Origin of the sequence: Methylobacterium sp. ap11 (genome assembly GCF_900110515.1) — a bacterium.
Lineage (GTDB): Bacteria > Pseudomonadota > Alphaproteobacteria > Rhizobiales > Beijerinckiaceae > Methylobacterium > Methylobacterium ajmalii.
Genome location: NZ_FOEB01000013.1, coordinates 131,633 through 146,617 on the forward strand (window position 1 = coordinate 131,633; position 14,985 = coordinate 146,617).

Sequence of the window (14,985 nt, forward strand, 5' to 3'; positions counted from 1 at the left end):
AAAGTCCGGGTCTAGCGGGCCCGGAGCGTCGGATAGGCCCGCCGCACGGCGCGCGCGATCAGCACGACGAGCACCACCTTCACGGCGTCGCCCGGCAGGAACCAGGCCGAGCCGAGCGCTGCCTTGGCGAGGTCGACCCGCGCCACCGCGGCGATCCACGGGATGCCGACCGCGTAGGTGAGCACGACGCCGCCGAGCACGAGGATCAGGACTTCCTTCCAGACCGTCAGCGTGCGCAGGGAGCGCTCGTACAGGTAGCCGATCACGAAGGCGGCGACCGGCCACATCAGCACGAAGCCGCCGCCCGGCCCCATGACGATGCCGAGCCCGCCGCGCCCGCCCGCCATCAGCGGCAGCCCGGCGCAGACCAGGACGACGAACAGGGCGAGCGCCGCCCCGCCGCGCACCGCGCCGGCCAGGGCGCCGGCCAGCATCACCCCCATCGACTGCGCGGTGATCGGCACGCCGACGACCGGAAGCGTCACGGGCGGGAACAGGCCGAGCGCGGCCGTGAGGGCGGCAAAGAGCGCGACGAAGACGATGTCACGGGTCGACATGGGGTTCCTTGGAGAGCCTCGTTCGAGGGGAGGGGGGCCGGCCGCCGGTTCCGTCCGGGTCGTAGGAGCGCGCGTCGATCGCCGCCGCGATGTCGTCGCTCATTTTCAGCATCCGCACCACGACCGGGACGGTCAGCGCCACGAGGCTGCGCTCCAGGCCGCGTGCCCGCTGCGCCTCGCGCACCTCCGCGGCGATGGCGGCCAGCACCGGAATGAACCGCAGGGTCAGCGCGATGGCGAGGCCGACCTTGGCGGGGTTGACCCCGACGAATCTCAGCCAGGCGAGGCCGCGTTGCAGCGCCTCGATGAGGTCGGCGCTGCGGGTCGTGAGCGTTACGAGCCCGGCGAGCAGCACCAGCGCGGCGAGGCGCGCGGCCACCATGAGCCCGGCGAGCCAGCCGTCGAGGGCGACCTGGACGAGGACCAGGACGGCGAGGATCCAGGCGAGCGGGCGCAGCTGGGCGAGGACGAGACGGGCCGGGATGCCGGCCACCCCGTAGAGCAGACCCGCAAGCCCGAGCGCCGCGAGCGCGAGGTCGAGCCGCGGCCATGCGAACAGCGCGCTGCCGGCACCGATGAGCAGGAGGATCTTGCGCCCCGGCGGGCAGCGATGGACCGGGCTATCCCCCGGGACGTACGGGGTCACGACATCATCGCGACGTAGGCCGGCAGGGCGACCGCGGGGCGGTCGTCGATCGCGACCCGGCCGTCCTCGAACACCAGAACCCGGTCGAAATGCTCCAGGAAGGCGATGTCGTGCGAGACCACGATCGCGCGCTGCGGCAGGGCGTCGATGGCCTGCGCGATCCGGCGCTTGTTGCGCAGGTCGAGCAGCGTCGTCGGCTCGTCGAACACGATCACCTCGGGCGCCATCGCCAGCACGCCGGCAATCGCCAGCAGCTGCTTCTGCCCGCCGCTGAGGAGGTGGGCCGGGTGGTCGCGCAAGGCCCGCAGGTCGTAGCGGTCGAGGGCCTCGTCGACGCGCCGGGCAATCTCGTCCTTCGGCAGCCCGAGGTTCTTCAGTCCGAAGGCGAGGTCCTCCGCGACCACCGGCAGCACGATCTGGTTGTCGGGGTTCTGAAAAACGAAGCCGACCTTGCGGCGCACCGCCTTGCCGTCGCGGCGCGTGTCGAGCCCGTCGACCCGCACGGTGCCGCTGTTCGGCACCAGGAGGCCGTTGAGCAGGCGGGCAAACGTGCTCTTGCCGCTGCCGTTGGCCCCCACCACCGCGATGCGCTGCTCGGCGAGGTCGAGGGTGAGGTCGCGCAGGACGGTGCGCTCCCCGAAGGCATGGCCGACCTGCCTGATCTCGATCACGACGCCACCGCTCCCACCCCGGTCCGGGCGGGCGCCTCTTAAGCATCATTCGCCTCGAGGGTCACCGGTTCGGCGACGAAAATGATGCGGTCGCGGGCCTCGACGCGCCGGTGCCCCGTGGCCTTGCGGCGCGGCCTTCCCGGCGCCGGCCGGCAGGGGCGCCCGCGCGGTTTGGAAACCGCGCCGGGCTCCCCTATGTGACGCAGCGGCGGTGTGGTCCGCCCGAGGGGGACGGGATGACGACCGGAACGGCCTACCTCCTGGTCGATGTCGCCGGGACGGAATGCGCCCTGCCGCGCCGGGCGGTGCGGGAGATCCTGCCCCTGCCGCGCCTGTGGCGCCCGCCGGGCGCCCCCCCGACGCTCGCCGGCTTCCTCAACCTCGCGGGCGCCGCGGTGCCGGTCCTCGACCTCGCGGCGTTGTTCGGCCTCGACCGGCCGGTCACGGCCCGCCAGGCGCTCTACCGCCACCTGGTGCTGCTCCACGGTGATTCGCCCCTGGCCCTGATGGTCGACCGCGTCGCCGACTTCGTCCGGGTCGCGCCCGATCGGGTCCGGCCGGTGGCCGACGGGGCGACGCTGAACGGCTGCGTCGCCGCCGAGATGCGGATCGGCGACCGGCTGGTCCACGGCCTCTCGGTCGACCGCATCCTGCTCGCCGAGGAGCGCGACCGGCTGGCCGCGCAGACCCGGGAGGCGCAGGCGCGCCTCGCCGAGTGGGCGGCCTGAGCCGGATCGTGCCGACCGCACGGCCGATCCCGGGGACGGCCCCGACCGCCGACCCGGCCTTCGCGGCGCTGAAATCGCGCCTCGTCGCCCGCACCGGCCACCATTACTACGCCGACAAGGACGACCTCCTGTGGGAACGGGTCGGCCGGCGCATGCGCGTGCGGGGCGTGCCCGATCCCGCCGGCTACCTCGCGCTGCTGGAGGAATCCGAGGCCGAATGGGCGGCCCTCGAATCCGAGATCACCATCGGGGAGACGTTCTTCTTCCGCTACGCCGAGCAGTTCGCGGCCCTGCGCGGCACGATCCTGCCCGAGCGCATCGCGGCGCGCAGCGACGAGCGGCGCCTGCGGATCTGGAGCGCGGGCTGCTCGACCGGCCCGGAAACCCACTCGGTCGCGATCGTGCTGCGCGAGCTTCTCGGCGAGCGCCTGCCCGACTGGCGCATCGGGCTGACCGGCACCGACATCAACCGCGACGTGCTGGCGGTGGCGCGCCGCGCCGTCTACGGCGCCTGGGCCCTGCGCACCCTCGGGCCCGAGGAGCGCGAGCGCTATTTCCGGCCGGGCCCGCGGGAGGGCACCTTCGCGCTGCGGCCGGAATACCGGGGCCTCGCCCGGTTCGAGCCGCAGAACCTGATGAGCCTGCTGGACGGTACCGCGTCGTTGGCGCTCACCGACTACGACCTCATCCTGTGCCGCAACGTCCTGATCTACTTCCACCCGGACGTGGTGCAGGCCCTGGTGCGGGCCCTGGCGCAGCGCCTGCGGCCCGGCGGCTGGCTGCTCCTCGGCCATGCCGAGCCGAACCCGGCCTTCGCGGAGTTCCTGGAGGCGGTCGCGCTCCCGGGCACCGCCGCCTACCGGCGCCCGGGGGAGGGCGCGGTGCCGGACCTGCCGCCGCCGCCGGCCCGGCTGGAGCCGGTCCCGGGCCCGGAGGCGGCCTGGGCGCCGCTGCTGCCGCCGGAGCCGGCCGCCCGGGAGGTCGGGGCTGCGCCGATCCGGCTCCGCGCGCCCCTCGCCGTCGCGCCATCCGTGCCGCCCGCCGAGGGAGGGCCCCTCGCCGCCGTGCGGGCGCTCGCCGATGCCGGCGACCTCGAGGCGAGCTGGCGGGCCTGCCGGGCGGCTCTGGCCGAGGCCCCGACCGATCCGCGCCTGCGCTACTACGAAGGTCTGCTCGCCCGCGCCCGGGCCCGGCCGGACGAGGCGGAACGCGCCTTTCGCGGCGCGCTCTACCTCGATAAGGGCTTCGTCATGGCGCACTACCATCTCGGGCTGACCCTCGTCGCCGCCGGCCGCACCGAGGCCGGCCGGCGCGCGCTGGCCAACGCCCTGCGGCTCGCCGCGGCCCTGCCCGCCGACGCGATCCTGCCCGAGGGCGACGGGCTCACCGCCGCCGAGCTCGCGGGGGCCGCCCGTCCGTTCCTCGGCAACGAGGCCGCCTGATGCCGCAGAACGCCGCCGCCGGCCCGGCCCTGCCCGGCGAGGCCGACCTCGACGCCGCCCGGATCGACGCGATCCTGGACGCCCGCACCCGCGCCCTCGCGGCCCGCGTCGCGGCGGCGCCGGCGCGCCCGACCCGGGCGCTGCTGCTCTGCCGCGCCGGCACCGAGCGGGTCGGCCTGCCGCTGGAAGCGGTCGCCGAGGTGTTTCCGTTCCGGCCCTGCACCCCGGTGCCGGGGGCGCCCGCGGCCCTGATCGGCCTCACCGGGCGGGGCGGCCTCCTCGTCAGCGTTCTCGATCTCGCGACGGCGCTGGGCCAGCCGGCCGGCGGGCGCCCGGAGGCGGCCGGCGGCCACGTCGTCGTCCTGCGCCGCGACGGCCCGCGCATCGGCCTCAGGGTCGAGCGGGTGCTGGCGGTGACCGACGCGGTGGTCGAGGCCGAAGGGCTGGGCAGGCGGGCGGTGGCGGGCTATGTCGACGCCGCGCCGACGGACCATCGTCAGGAATCGGACGGAACGGACGCGGGGTTCGCCGTGATCGACGTGCCGGCCCTGCTGGCGCCGCTCCTCGCCGCCGGCCCGTCCCGGCCGGCCTGAACACCCGCCGTCATTCCAACCACAGGGAAGCCCGCGTGTCGCTCTCGATCGGGAACCGCATCCTCCTCGGCTTCTCCGCCGTCGTCCTGGTGATCGTGGCGCTCGGCGTCTACGCGGTCGGGCAGATCGGCGAGGTGCGCAACGCCACCGACATCATCGTCACCCGCGACCTGACGGTGATGCACCAGCTCGAGAACATCCGCGAGGCGCAGCGCCGGATGAGCGACCTGCGCGACGAGGCCGCCACCCGCTACTACCTCCGGGCGCTCGGCCGCGAGCTGACGTCCAAGGAGGAGCCGACGGTGACCTGGCGCCGCAACGCGGCCTCCGCCGAGACCGCGCTCGCCGGAGCGATCACCACCGCCAACGACTACCGGGCCCAGTCGATCTCGGCCGACCGCGCCGCCGCCTGGCAGCGCATCGCCGAATTGCTGGTCGCGGCCGGCGCCGAGCTGCGCACCACCCGCACCGCCACCGAGCGCCAGTTCGAGGCGCTCGCCGCCAACGACGTGCCGGCCATCCAGGCGACGGAGACCGCCCTCGACCAGTCGGGCGAGAACTTCGTGCGCACCATGGGCAACGCCCGGGACGCCCTCGATGGGGCGATCGCCGCCGGCCAGCGCCGGGTCGGCGCGATCTACGAGGAGAGCCGTCTCTCGACCCTGGTGGCGCTCGCGGTCTGCGTGGTCATGGCCCTCGTCATCACGGTGCTGATCCGCCGATCGGTGGTCCAGCCCCTCGACGCCGTGATGGTCTTCGTCGGCAAGGTCGGGAGCGGCGACCTCACCGGACGCGTCGCCGAGACCAGCCGCGACGAGCTCGGGCGCTTGGGCGGCGTCCTCAACCAGATGGTCGAGGGCCTGCGCCAGCTCGCCAGCCAGAACCGGGCCTCGACCTCGAACCTCAACGCGGCGGCGGCCGAGATTCGCGCCTCGGCCCAGGAGCAGGCGGCGAGCGTCGAGGAGCAGTTCGCCGCCGTGCAGGAGACCGCCGCCACCGTCGACGAGATCACCCATGCGGGCGCCCAGATCGGCAAGCGCGCCCAGGAGGTCATCGCCACGGCGCAGGCCACCGCCCAGACGTCGAGCGCGGGGCTTCGCGCCGTCGACGAGACGGCGCGCGCCATGGACGCGATCCGCGAGCAGAGCGAGGCGGTGGCCGAGAACATCGTCAGCTTGAGCGAGAAGACGCAGGCCATCGGCGAGATCATCGCCACCGTCAACGACGTCTCGGAGCGCACGCATCTGCTCGCGCTCAACGCCGCCATCGAGGCCGCGGCGGCCGGCGAGAGCGGCCGCAGCTTCGCGGTGGTGGCTTCCGAGATGAAGGCGCTCGCCGACCAGGCCAAGGAGGCGACCGGCCAGGTGCGGGCGATCCTCGGCGACATCCAGCGCGGCATCAACGCCTCGGTGATGCTGACGGAAGAAGCGGTCAAGCGCGTCGCGGTGGGCAAGGAGCGCACCGACACCACACACGCGACGATCGAGGAGATCACCGCCCGGGTGCAGGAGAGCGTGCAGACCTTCCAGCAGATCGTCGCCTCGACCAACCAGCAGCAACTCGGCATCGAGCAGGTGATGGGCGCGCTCCAGAACATCCGCCAGGCGAGCCAGCAGACCGCCGCCGGCACCCGCCAGGTCGAGGCCGCGGCCGCCAACCTGAGCGAGCTCGCGAGCGCCCTTCTGGCGCTCGCCGAGCGTTACCGGCTCTGACGCGCCCACCCGAGGAACCCGGCCCGCGCCGATGGACGACATCCGCCAGCTTCTCCTCGCGGCCTTCGACGCCGAGCACCGCGAGCACATCGCGGCGATCCGGGTGGCCCTCGCCGCGGCCGAGACCGGCCGGCCCGCGGACTGGAACGACGTGTTCCGCCGCGCCCACAGCCTGAAGGGCGCCGCCCGGGCCGTGGACCTGCCGGCGGTGGAGGAGGTCGCCCACCGGCTCGAGGCCCTGTTCGACCGGGTGGTGCAGGGCCGGCACGGCCTCGACCGGGCGACCGCCGGCGTGGTCGACCTCGCCCTCGACCGGATCGAGGGCCTGGTGGCGGGCCTCGCCGAGACGCCGGAGCCGGAGGCACCGGCGGACGCCATCGCGGCCCTCGACGCCTGCCTGTCCGGCGCGCCGATCCCCGGGGCCGCGCCGCCGCCCGCGGCGGCGATGGAGCAGGCGCCCGAGCCGGCGGCGCCGGCAGCCCCCCAGGCTCCATCCGAAACGACCGCGCAGACGGCCATCCAGACACCCGCCCCGCAGGATGGGGCCGTCGCCTACCTGCGCATCGCCAGCGACCAGGTCGAGGCCCTGTCGAAGGCGGTGCACGACCTGAACGCGGCGCTCCAGGGCCAGGAGACCGTCGCCGCCGCGGTGGCGGGGCTCGAATCCGGCGCCCGGGCCCTGCGCCGCAGCGTCGACACGGTGCAGGGCCGCACCGGCGAGATGGTGGCGCTCGCCCGCCGCCTGCGCGAGGCCGGCGACCCGGCCGGCGCCGCCCTCGACGGCTTCGTCGACCGGGTCCGCCGCCTCGACGGCGACCTGCGCGGCGTGATCCGCGGCATCTCTGGCCTCGCCCGGGTGCAGAGCCGCAGCACCGGCGTGGTCGACGGCGCGCTCCGGCGCCTGCGCGACGATTCCGACCGCCTGCTCCTCGTCCCGGCCGAGACGGTGTTCGGCGGCTACGGCCGGATGGTGCGGGAGATCGCCCGCGAGGCCGGCCTCGCCGTCGAGGTGCGCCTCCACGGCCTTGACCTCCAGGTCGATCGCGGCCTGCTCCAGGCCCTCAAGGACCCGGTGCTGCACGCGCTGCGCAATACCATCAGCCACGGGGCGGAGCCCGCCCGAGCGCGGCGCGAGGCCGGCAAGCCGGAGGCGCTCGGCGTCACCCTGTCGGTCGCCTCGAAGGGCAGCCAGCTCGTCGTGACGATCCGGGACGACGGAAGGGGGCCCGACCTCGCCCGCATCCTCGAGACCGGCCGGCGCCAGGGGCTGGTCCCGCCGGGGGGCGAGCCCACCCCCGACGAGATCCTCGACCTCGTCTTCGCGCCGGGCTTCTCCACCGCCCCCGCCGTCGACCGGATCGCCGGGCGCGGCATGGGCCTGTCGGTGGTGGCGGAGGCCGCCCGGGCGCTGCGCGGCCGCGCGACCCTGCGGGCAGCCGCGCCCCACGGCGCAGAGGTCGTCATCACCGTGCCGCTCTCTGCCGCGCGCCAGCCGGTGCTGCTGGTCGAGGCGGCGCTGAGCCCCGGGGCGCCGCCGCAGACCTTCGGCCTGCCGAGCGGCGCCGTCGCGCAACTCCTGCGGCTCTCCGGCCGCGACCTCGCGTCCGTGGCGGGAGAGCCGGCGGCGAGGATCAACCAGGGGGGGAGGGACGTTGTCGTGCCGCTCGTTCCCCTCGCGTCTCTCCTCGGTTCCGGTGTCGCTCCCCTTCCTCTCCATGACGGCGTGGTCCGCGCCGTGCTGCTGCGCTGCGGCGCCTCGCTCTGCGCCGTCGCGGTCGACCGGCTGCTCGACGTGCGGGTGCTCCTCGTCGGGCCGGCCCCGCCGCTCGGCGGCGATCCCGCGCTGATGTCCGGCACCGTGATGCTCGCCGATGAGACCCCCGCCCTGGTGCTCGACCCCGAGGGCCTGTGCGTCCGCGCCCGGGCCGGCGGCCTAGTGGCGGCGCCGGTCGCGGCGCCGGAGCGCCGCAAGGCGCGGGTCCGCACCGTGCTCGTCGTCGACGATTCGATCACCACCCGCACCCTCGAGAAGAGCATCCTGGAGGCGCATGGCTACCGGGTCTTCGTCTGCGTCGACGGGCAGGACGCCCTCGACCGCCTGCGCCGGGACGGCGGCGACGTCGACCTCGTGGTCGCCGACGTCGAGATGCCGCGCCTCGACGGGTTCGGCCTGCTCCAGGCGGTCAAGGCCGATCCGGGCTTGACGCGGCTGCCGGTGATCCTGATGACCTCCCGCGGCGATCCCGCCGACATCCGCCGGGGCCTCGATCTCGGGGCCGACGCCTACATCACCAAGCAGAAGTTCGACCAGCGCGAGCTTCTCGACACGATCGGTCAGCTGCTGTGAGCACCCCCGTCCGCGTCATGCTGGTGGAGGATTCGCTGGTGGTGCGCCAGCTCCTCGCCCACATCGTCAGCCGCGATCCCCGCCTCGCCCTCGTCGCCGCGGTCGATTCCGGCGAGGAGGCCCTGCGCGAGATCCACCGGGTCCAGCCCGACGTGATCTCGATGGACATCCGCCTGCCGGGCATCGACGGCCTGGAGACCACCCGGCGGATCATGGCCGAGCGGCCGACCCCGATCGTCGTCGTGGCCGACGCGATCGAGGATTCCTCGCTCAAGATCTCGATGAACGCCCTACGGGCCGGCGCGCTCAGCGTGGTCGAGAAGCCGGTCGGCACCGGCCACCGCGCCTACGAGGCGATCGCCGACCAGATCTGCACCCAGCTGCGCATCATGAGCCAGGTGCCGGTGATCCGGCGCCGGCCGATCGGCGCCGAGCGCCTCGCCCGCTCCGACGCGCCCCGGGAGGAGTTCCGCGGGACGATTCCCGCCACCCAGGCCCCGAGCGTGCTGGCGGTGGCGGCCTCGACCGGCGGGCCGCCGGCCTTCGCCAAGCTGCTCGGCGCCCTCCCGGCGGATTTTTCCTTGCCGGTGCTCCTCGTCCAGCACATGGGCGCGGCCTTCATGGAGGGGTTCGCCGACTGGCTGAACGGCGTCGTGCCGCTCACCGTCGTCATCGCCCGCGAGGGCGTGCGGCCTCAAGGGGGCCACGTCTACGTGGCGCCGGGCGACCGCCACCTCACCCTCGGGGCCGGCGGGCTCCTTACCCTGGTCGACGAGCCGCCGGTCGGCGGCCAGCGTCCCTCGGCGACCGTGCTGTTCCGCTCGGTCGCGCGGGCCGCCGGGCCGCGGGGCCTCGGCGTGCTCCTCACCGGCATGGGCGAGGACGGTGCCGCCGGCCTCCTCGACATGCACGTCGCGGGGGCGGCCACCATCGCCGAGCACGAGAGCTCGGCGGTCGTCTACGGCATGCCGGCGGCGGCGGTGCGCCTGCGGGCGGCGGGCCACGTGCTGCCCCTCGACCTGATCGCCCCGCGGATCCTGCGGGCGCTGCAGCCGGGCCTCGCGCCGTGACGGCCGCGCAGCCCGGGCCGCTGCCCGACGCGCAAGGGGTTTCCCGGCAAGAGGTTTCCCCGCAAGGGGGCCCCGGGCCGGACCGCCCCCCGGCGCCCGCGACCCGCATCCTCCTGGTCGAGGATTCCGAGACCCAGGCCCTGCAGCTGCGCCTCTTCCTGGAGCGCAACGGCTTCGCGGTGACGCGCCACGCCACCGCCGAGGCCGCCCTCGAGGCGATGAACCACGGCCTGCCCGACCTCGTCGTCGCCGATTACCACCTGCCCGGGATGAACGGCGACGAGCTGACCCGGCAGATGCGCCTCGCCATGCGCACCCGGGCGACGCCGGTGCTGATGCTGACCGAGGCGAGCGGCCGCGACATCGAGCGCCAGGGGCTCGAGAGCGGCGCCGACGCCTACGTGCCGAAATCCGCCGACCGCGACCTCCTGCTGCTGCGCATCCGCGCGCTGCTCCGCGAGCGCGCCGCCGTGCCGGCGGGCGAGCCGGCCCGGGCGGCGAATTTCCGCCGCGCCCGCATCCTGGTCGTCGACGGCAGCGCGACCTTTCGGGCGTATCTCTCCGCCCTGCTGGCACAGGAGGGGCACGAGGTGGTGGCCGCCGACGGGCCCGACCAGGCGATGGCGGCGTTGCAGGCCCCGGGCGAGGGCTTCGACTGCGTCACCGTCGACCTCCTCGGCACCAGCTTCGACGCCATCGCGCTGTGCCGCCGGATCGACGCCCTGCGGGGTGCCGCGACGGGGGCGGGGGCGCCGGGCTTCTCCCTCGTCGGCATCGGCTCGGCGGCGGCCTCCAGCAAGGACCTCCTGGTCGAGGCGTTCTCGGCCGGGGCCGACGACGTGGTCGCCAAGGATGTCGGCGGAAGGGATCTGGCGGGCCGGGACGGAACCGGCCCGAAGGGCGCGGATGCCGACCTCCTGGCGATCCGGGTGCGCACCCTGGTGCGCCGCAAGCTCCTGGAGGAGGACGACCGGCGCGTCGCCGAGGAGGTGCGCCGCCACGCGCTCGCCGCCGAGCGCGCCAAGGCCGAGGCCGCCGCCGCCGAGGCCAAAGCCGCCCTGGCCGGCGCGCTGGCGCAGGCCAACCACGACCTCGAACAGGCCAATCACCGCCTGAAGGACACCCAGGCCAAGCTCGTCCAGGCGGCGAAGATGGCCTCGCTCGGCGAACTGGTCGCCGGCATCGCCCACGAGATCAACAATCCGCTCGCCTTCATCCTCGCCCACCAGGGCACGGTCGAGCGGCTGATCGGCGAGGTGGCGGCGACGGTGCCGGAGGGCGATCCCTCCCGCCGCCCCCTCGACAAGGCCCGCGACCGGGTCGGCGCGATGCGGCTCGGGCTCGCCCGGATCCAGGACCTCGTCGTCAACCTGCGCAAGTTCTCGCGCCTCGACGAGGGCGAGATGCAGACCGTCAACGTGCCGGACGCGATCGAGAACGTGCTCGCGCTGATCCAGCACAAGCTCGGCACACGCATCGCCGTGCACAAGCACCTCGCCGGCGCGCCCGAGATCCGGTGCTCGCCGGCCCTGCTCAACCAGGTGGTCATGAACATCCTCGGCAACGCCGCCGACGCGATCCCCGGCGACGGCGCGATCACGATCGAGACCGCGATCCGCGACGGGCACGACGTGATCCGGATCTGCGACACCGGCCCGGGCGTGCCGGAGGCGCTGCGCGAACGGATCTTCGAGCCGTTCTTCACGACGAAGCCCGTCGGCTCCGGCACGGGCCTCGGCCTCGCCATTGCATACAGCGTCGTGCAGGCGCATAGCGGACAGATCTCCGTGGAATCGGCGCCGGATGGAGGGGCCTGCTTCGTGATCAGCATTCCGAGGCGGGCCGCATGAGCGTGGGCATGACGACCAACGCGACGAAGCCGACCTTGCGCGGGACGATCCTGGCGGTCGACGACGAACCCGACATCTTGGTGGCCCTCGAGGATCTGCTCGAGGACGAGTACCGGGTGCTCACCACCAGCCGGCCGGCCGAGGCCCTGGAGATGATCGCGGCCGAGCCCGACATCGACGTCATCCTGTCCGACCAGCGCATGCCGGGCCTGACCGGCGACGCCCTGCTGGCGCAGGCGCGCGAGATCTCGGATGCGCAGGCGATCCTGCTCACCGGCTACGCCGACATCTCGGCGGTGGTCTCGGCACTCAACCGCGGCGGCATCACCGGCTACGTCACCAAGCCCTGGGACCCCTCCCTGCTGCGCAACGCGGTGCGGGCCGCCCACGAGCGCCACCGCCTGGCCCGCGAGCTTGCCACCGAGCGGGCGCTGCTGCGCGGCCTCCTCGACCATTCGGGCGACGCCATCGCCTTCAAGGACGCGCAAGGCCGCTTCCTGCGGCTCAATGCCCGCATGGCGACGCGCCTCGGCGCGCCCTCGGCCGAGGCCTGCCTCGGCCGCCGCGAGGCGGAGGTCGCCGGCCCCGGGAGCGAGGCGGCCGAGGCCGCGGTCGCTGCCGACCTGGCGGCGATCGACTCCGGCGCGCCGACCGAGACGATGGTGGCGGGCGGCCCCGAGGCGGCCCAGACCTGGAGCCAGGTGACCCGGGTGCCGATCCGCGACGCGGCCGGCGCGGTGGTCAACCTCGCGGTGATCGAGCGCGACGTCACCGAGCAGCGCCTGCTCGAGATGCGCCTGCGCCAGGCCGACAAGATGCAGGCGCTCGGGACCCTGGCGGGCGGCGTCGCGCACGACTTCAACAACCTGCTGACCGCGATCCTCGGCAGCCTCGAGCTCGCCCTGCCGAAGGTGGCGGGGGATGCCAGGCTGTCGCGGCTGATGACCAACGCCACCCAGGCGGCGCAGCGCGGCGCGGCGCTGACCAAGCGCCTCCTCACTTTCAGCCACCGCCGCGACCTCCAGGCCCGCGTGGTCGACCTCAACGCGGTGATCCGCGGCATGGACGACCTGCTCGGGCGCAGCCTGGGGGGCTTCGTGCAGGTCGAGCGCGCCCTCGACGACGAGGTGTGGCCGGCCCGCGTCGACCCCGACCAGCTCGAACTCGCGATCCTCAATCTCTGCATCAACGGCCGCGACGCGATGCCGGAGGGGGGCGTCGTCGCGCTCTCGACCCGCAACGAGACGGTGCGGACGAGCGCCGATCCGAACCTGAAACCCGGCGACTACGCGGTGATCGCGATCCGCGACACCGGCACCGGCATCCCGCCCGAGATCCTCGGCCGGGTGTTCGAGCCGTTCTTCACCACCAAGGGCGTCGGGCAGGGCACGGGGCTGGGCCTCGCCATGGTGTTCGGCCTCGTGCAGCAATCCGGCGGCACGATCCGCATCGACAGCGAAGTCGGCCACGGCACCACGGTGCTGCTCTACCTGCCGCGCTCCCACGATGCGGTCGAGCCGGTGCAGGCCGCGGGTGCCGCACCGGCGCCGGCACCGCGCCGGGCCCGCGTCCTGGTGGTCGACGACGACCCCCAGGTCCGCCACGTCACCGCGTCGTTCCTCAACGGCTTCGGCTACGACGAGGCCGAGGTGCCGAGCGGCGAGGCGGCGCTGGAGCGCCTCGCGGCGGAGCCGTTCGACCTCGTGGTCGCCGACCTGGCGATGCCGGGCATGAGCGGCCTCGACCTCGCCGAGGCGGTGCGGACGCACTGGCCGGCCCTGCCGTTCCTGCTCGTCACCGGCCACGCCGAGGCGGCCCGCATCCCGGCGGATTTCTCGGTGCTGGAGAAGCCGTTCCCCTCCGCCGACCTGGCGGCCCGGGTCGCGGCCCTGCTCACCCAGGACGGGTGAGAGGCGCGCCGTAGGCCAATCCAGAATGGTCGATCCCGTGCGGCCGAGTGTATCGCGGGCGGCACAGCCGGCCCGGAACTGTCGGGACGCGGCTTTCATTCACGCTTGCGTCAGCGAAAGTGGCTAGAAGTTGCCCGCGCGTTGCGGATCGGTCATCTCCGTCGCGCCAAAGCACTGCGCCCGCCGACGAAGAGTGTGACGCCCATGGCCCGGACGCTGAGACTGAGCACCCAAGTCGTCGTCCTGGCCGTCGCGGCCGCCGGCGCGGTCCTCGCCTACCCGTACCTGCGCCCGGCCTCCCGCCAGGAGCCGATCGTGGCCTTCGCGGACGTGCCGTCGCGGCCGCAGGCCGCCAAGGCCTTCACGCTCACCGCCTCCCAGCTCGCCTCGGTGTCGAGCGAGCCGGTGGTCAAGCGCCAGTTCTTCGAGGAGATCGCCACCGAGGGCAAGATCGGGGTCGACGAGTACCAGGCGACGCCGGTCTTCTCGCCCTATCCCGGCCGCGTCATCGCGATCTTCGCCCGCACCGGCGAGCAGGTGAAGCGCGGCCAGCCCTTGTTCTCGGTCCAGGCCAACGAGATGGTCCAGGCGCAGAACGACTACCTCGCCGCCCTCAACGTGCTGAACAAGAGCCGCTCGCAGCTCACCTTCGCGCAGGCCGCCGAGAAGCGCCAGCGCGACCTGTTCGAGACCCGTGCCACGACCCTGCGCGAGCTGCAGGTCGCCCAGAACGACCTCACCACCGCGACGAACGACAACCGCACCGCCGAGGTCGGGCTCGAGGCGGTGCGCAACCGCCTGCGCATCCTCGGGCTTCGCGACGAGGAGATGGCCGCGCTTCAGAAGGGCTCGGCGATCAACCCCGACACCCCGATCAACGCGCCGCTCAGCGGCACCATCATCCAGCGCAAGATCGGTCCGGGCCAGTATGTCGGGTCGAGCGGCGAGCCGTCCTACATCATCGGCGATCTGTCGAAGGTCTGGCTCATCGCCCAGCTGCGCGAGGCCGACGCCGCCAAGGTCGAGATCGGCGAGAAGATCACCTTCCGGGTGCCGGCCCACCCCGACAAGACCTTCGAGGGCCGGATCAACTTCATCGGCACCTCGGTCGATCCGGCGACGCGGCGCATCACCGTGCGGGCCGAGATCGGCAACAAGGACAGCCTGCTCAAGCCCGAGATGTACGCCAGCGTCCGCATCATCAACGAGCGCGAGAACCTGTCCCACGCCGTGCCCCGCGCCGCGGTGATCCTCGAGGGCAACAAGGCCAGCGTCTGGGTGCTGCGGGCCGACAACTCGGTCGAGAGCCGCCCGGTCCGGGCCGGCATCGTCGAGGGCTCCACCGTCGAGATCCTCGACGGGCTGCGGGAAGGCGAGCGGGTGATCTCCCGCGGCTCGCTCTTCATCGACCGGATGTCGACCCAGAGCTGACGCGCCCCCACCCTCATCGATCCCGCAT

At 74.0% G+C, this 14,985-nt stretch carries 12 protein-coding genes; 9 read left to right on the forward strand and 3 right to left on the reverse strand.

Annotated features, from left to right (window positions below):
* Nucleotides 1-11 precede the first annotated feature (11 nt).
* The 3 genes from BMX97_RS19555 to BMX97_RS19565 are packed head-to-tail and all read right to left on the reverse strand — an operon-like array spanning nt 12 to nt 1,874.
* Nucleotides 12-557 carry a biotin transporter BioY gene (locus BMX97_RS19555; RefSeq protein ID WP_091752956.1) on the reverse strand — a complete coding sequence of 182 codons (546 nt, stop codon included), beginning with the start codon at nt 555-557 and terminating at the stop codon, nt 12-14.
* Nucleotides 544-1,203 carry an energy-coupling factor transporter transmembrane component T family protein gene (locus tag BMX97_RS19560; RefSeq protein WP_091752957.1) on the reverse strand — a complete coding sequence of 220 codons (660 nt, stop codon included), beginning with the start codon at nt 1,201-1,203 and terminating at the stop codon, nt 544-546. Before BMX97_RS19560 ends, BMX97_RS19555 begins: the two co-directional genes overlap by 14 nt.
* Nucleotides 1,200-1,874: an energy-coupling factor ABC transporter ATP-binding protein gene (locus BMX97_RS19565; protein ID WP_091752958.1), complete on the reverse strand. Its 675-nt coding sequence runs from the start codon at nt 1,872-1,874 to the stop codon at nt 1,200-1,202. The genes BMX97_RS19560 and BMX97_RS19565 overlap by 4 nt, the downstream gene beginning before the upstream one ends.
* 236 nt (nt 1,875-2,110) lie before the next feature.
* Between BMX97_RS19565 and BMX97_RS19570 the strand changes: the two genes are divergently transcribed.
* The 9 genes from BMX97_RS19570 (at nt 2,111) to BMX97_RS19610 (ending at nt 14,957) form a co-directional block, all read left to right on the forward strand.
* Entirely contained in the window at nt 2,111-2,602 is a 492-nt protein-coding gene (locus BMX97_RS19570) for a chemotaxis protein CheW (protein WP_091752959.1), read from the forward strand.
* 8 nt (nt 2,603-2,610) lie between these two features.
* Complete coding sequence (locus BMX97_RS19575) at nt 2,611-4,044, forward strand: CheR family methyltransferase (RefSeq protein ID WP_244538522.1); 1,434 nt, start codon at nt 2,611-2,613, stop codon at nt 4,042-4,044.
* Nucleotides 4,044-4,637, forward strand: a complete 594-nt coding sequence (locus BMX97_RS19580; RefSeq protein WP_091752960.1) for a chemotaxis protein CheW — start codon at nt 4,044-4,046, stop codon at nt 4,635-4,637. The genes BMX97_RS19575 and BMX97_RS19580 overlap by 1 nt, the downstream gene beginning before the upstream one ends.
* 35 nt (nt 4,638-4,672) lie before the next feature.
* Nucleotides 4,673-6,349: a methyl-accepting chemotaxis protein gene (locus tag BMX97_RS19585; RefSeq protein WP_091752961.1), complete on the forward strand. Its 1,677-nt coding sequence runs from the start codon at nt 4,673-4,675 to the stop codon at nt 6,347-6,349.
* Between the two features lie 31 nt (nt 6,350-6,380).
* On the forward strand, nt 6,381-8,696 hold the full coding sequence (locus BMX97_RS19590; RefSeq protein ID WP_091752962.1) for a hybrid sensor histidine kinase/response regulator: 2,316 nt from the start codon (nt 6,381-6,383) through the stop codon (nt 8,694-8,696).
* Between the two features lie 17 nt (nt 8,697-8,713).
* Nucleotides 8,714-9,766 (forward strand): chemotaxis-specific protein-glutamate methyltransferase CheB, encoded by a 1,053-nt coding sequence (gene cheB, locus BMX97_RS19595; RefSeq protein WP_177202284.1) that lies wholly within the window; start codon nt 8,714-8,716, stop codon nt 9,764-9,766.
* Between the two features lie 107 nt (nt 9,767-9,873).
* Complete coding sequence (locus BMX97_RS19600; RefSeq protein ID WP_244538528.1) at nt 9,874-11,616, forward strand: response regulator; 1,743 nt, start codon at nt 9,874-9,876, stop codon at nt 11,614-11,616.
* Nucleotides 11,613-13,526, forward strand: coding sequence for a response regulator (locus BMX97_RS19605; RefSeq protein ID WP_091752964.1), 1,914 nt, complete (start codon nt 11,613-11,615; stop codon nt 13,524-13,526). The genes BMX97_RS19600 and BMX97_RS19605 overlap by 4 nt, the downstream gene beginning before the upstream one ends.
* A 204-nt stretch (nt 13,527-13,730) precedes the next feature.
* On the forward strand, nt 13,731-14,957 hold the full coding sequence (locus BMX97_RS19610) for an efflux RND transporter periplasmic adaptor subunit (protein ID WP_091752965.1): 1,227 nt from the start codon (nt 13,731-13,733) through the stop codon (nt 14,955-14,957).
* The last annotated feature ends 28 nt before the right edge of the window (nt 14,958-14,985 follow it).

Excerpts from the sequence above, each read along its gene's own strand:
- BMX97_RS19580 (WP_091752960.1), top strand. The coding sequence starts at position 4,044 with ATGCCGCAGAACGCCGCCGCCGGCCCGGCCCTGCCCGGCGAGGCCGAC.
- BMX97_RS19590 (WP_091752962.1), top strand. The coding sequence starts at position 6,381 with ATGGACGACATCCGCCAGCTTCTCCTCGCGGCCTTCGACGCCGAGCAC.
- BMX97_RS19570 (WP_091752959.1), top strand. The coding sequence starts at position 2,111 with ATGACGACCGGAACGGCCTACCTCCTGGTCGATGTCGCCGGGACGGAA.
- BMX97_RS19610 (WP_091752965.1), top strand. The coding sequence starts at position 13,731 with ATGGCCCGGACGCTGAGACTGAGCACCCAAGTCGTCGTCCTGGCCGTC.
- cheB (WP_177202284.1), top strand. The coding sequence starts at position 8,714 with ATGCTGGTGGAGGATTCGCTGGTGGTGCGCCAGCTCCTCGCCCACATC.
- BMX97_RS19555 (WP_091752956.1), bottom strand. The coding sequence starts at position 557 with ATGTCGACCCGTGACATCGTCTTCGTCGCGCTCTTTGCCGCCCTCACG.
- BMX97_RS19605 (WP_091752964.1), top strand. The coding sequence starts at position 11,613 with ATGAGCGTGGGCATGACGACCAACGCGACGAAGCCGACCTTGCGCGGG.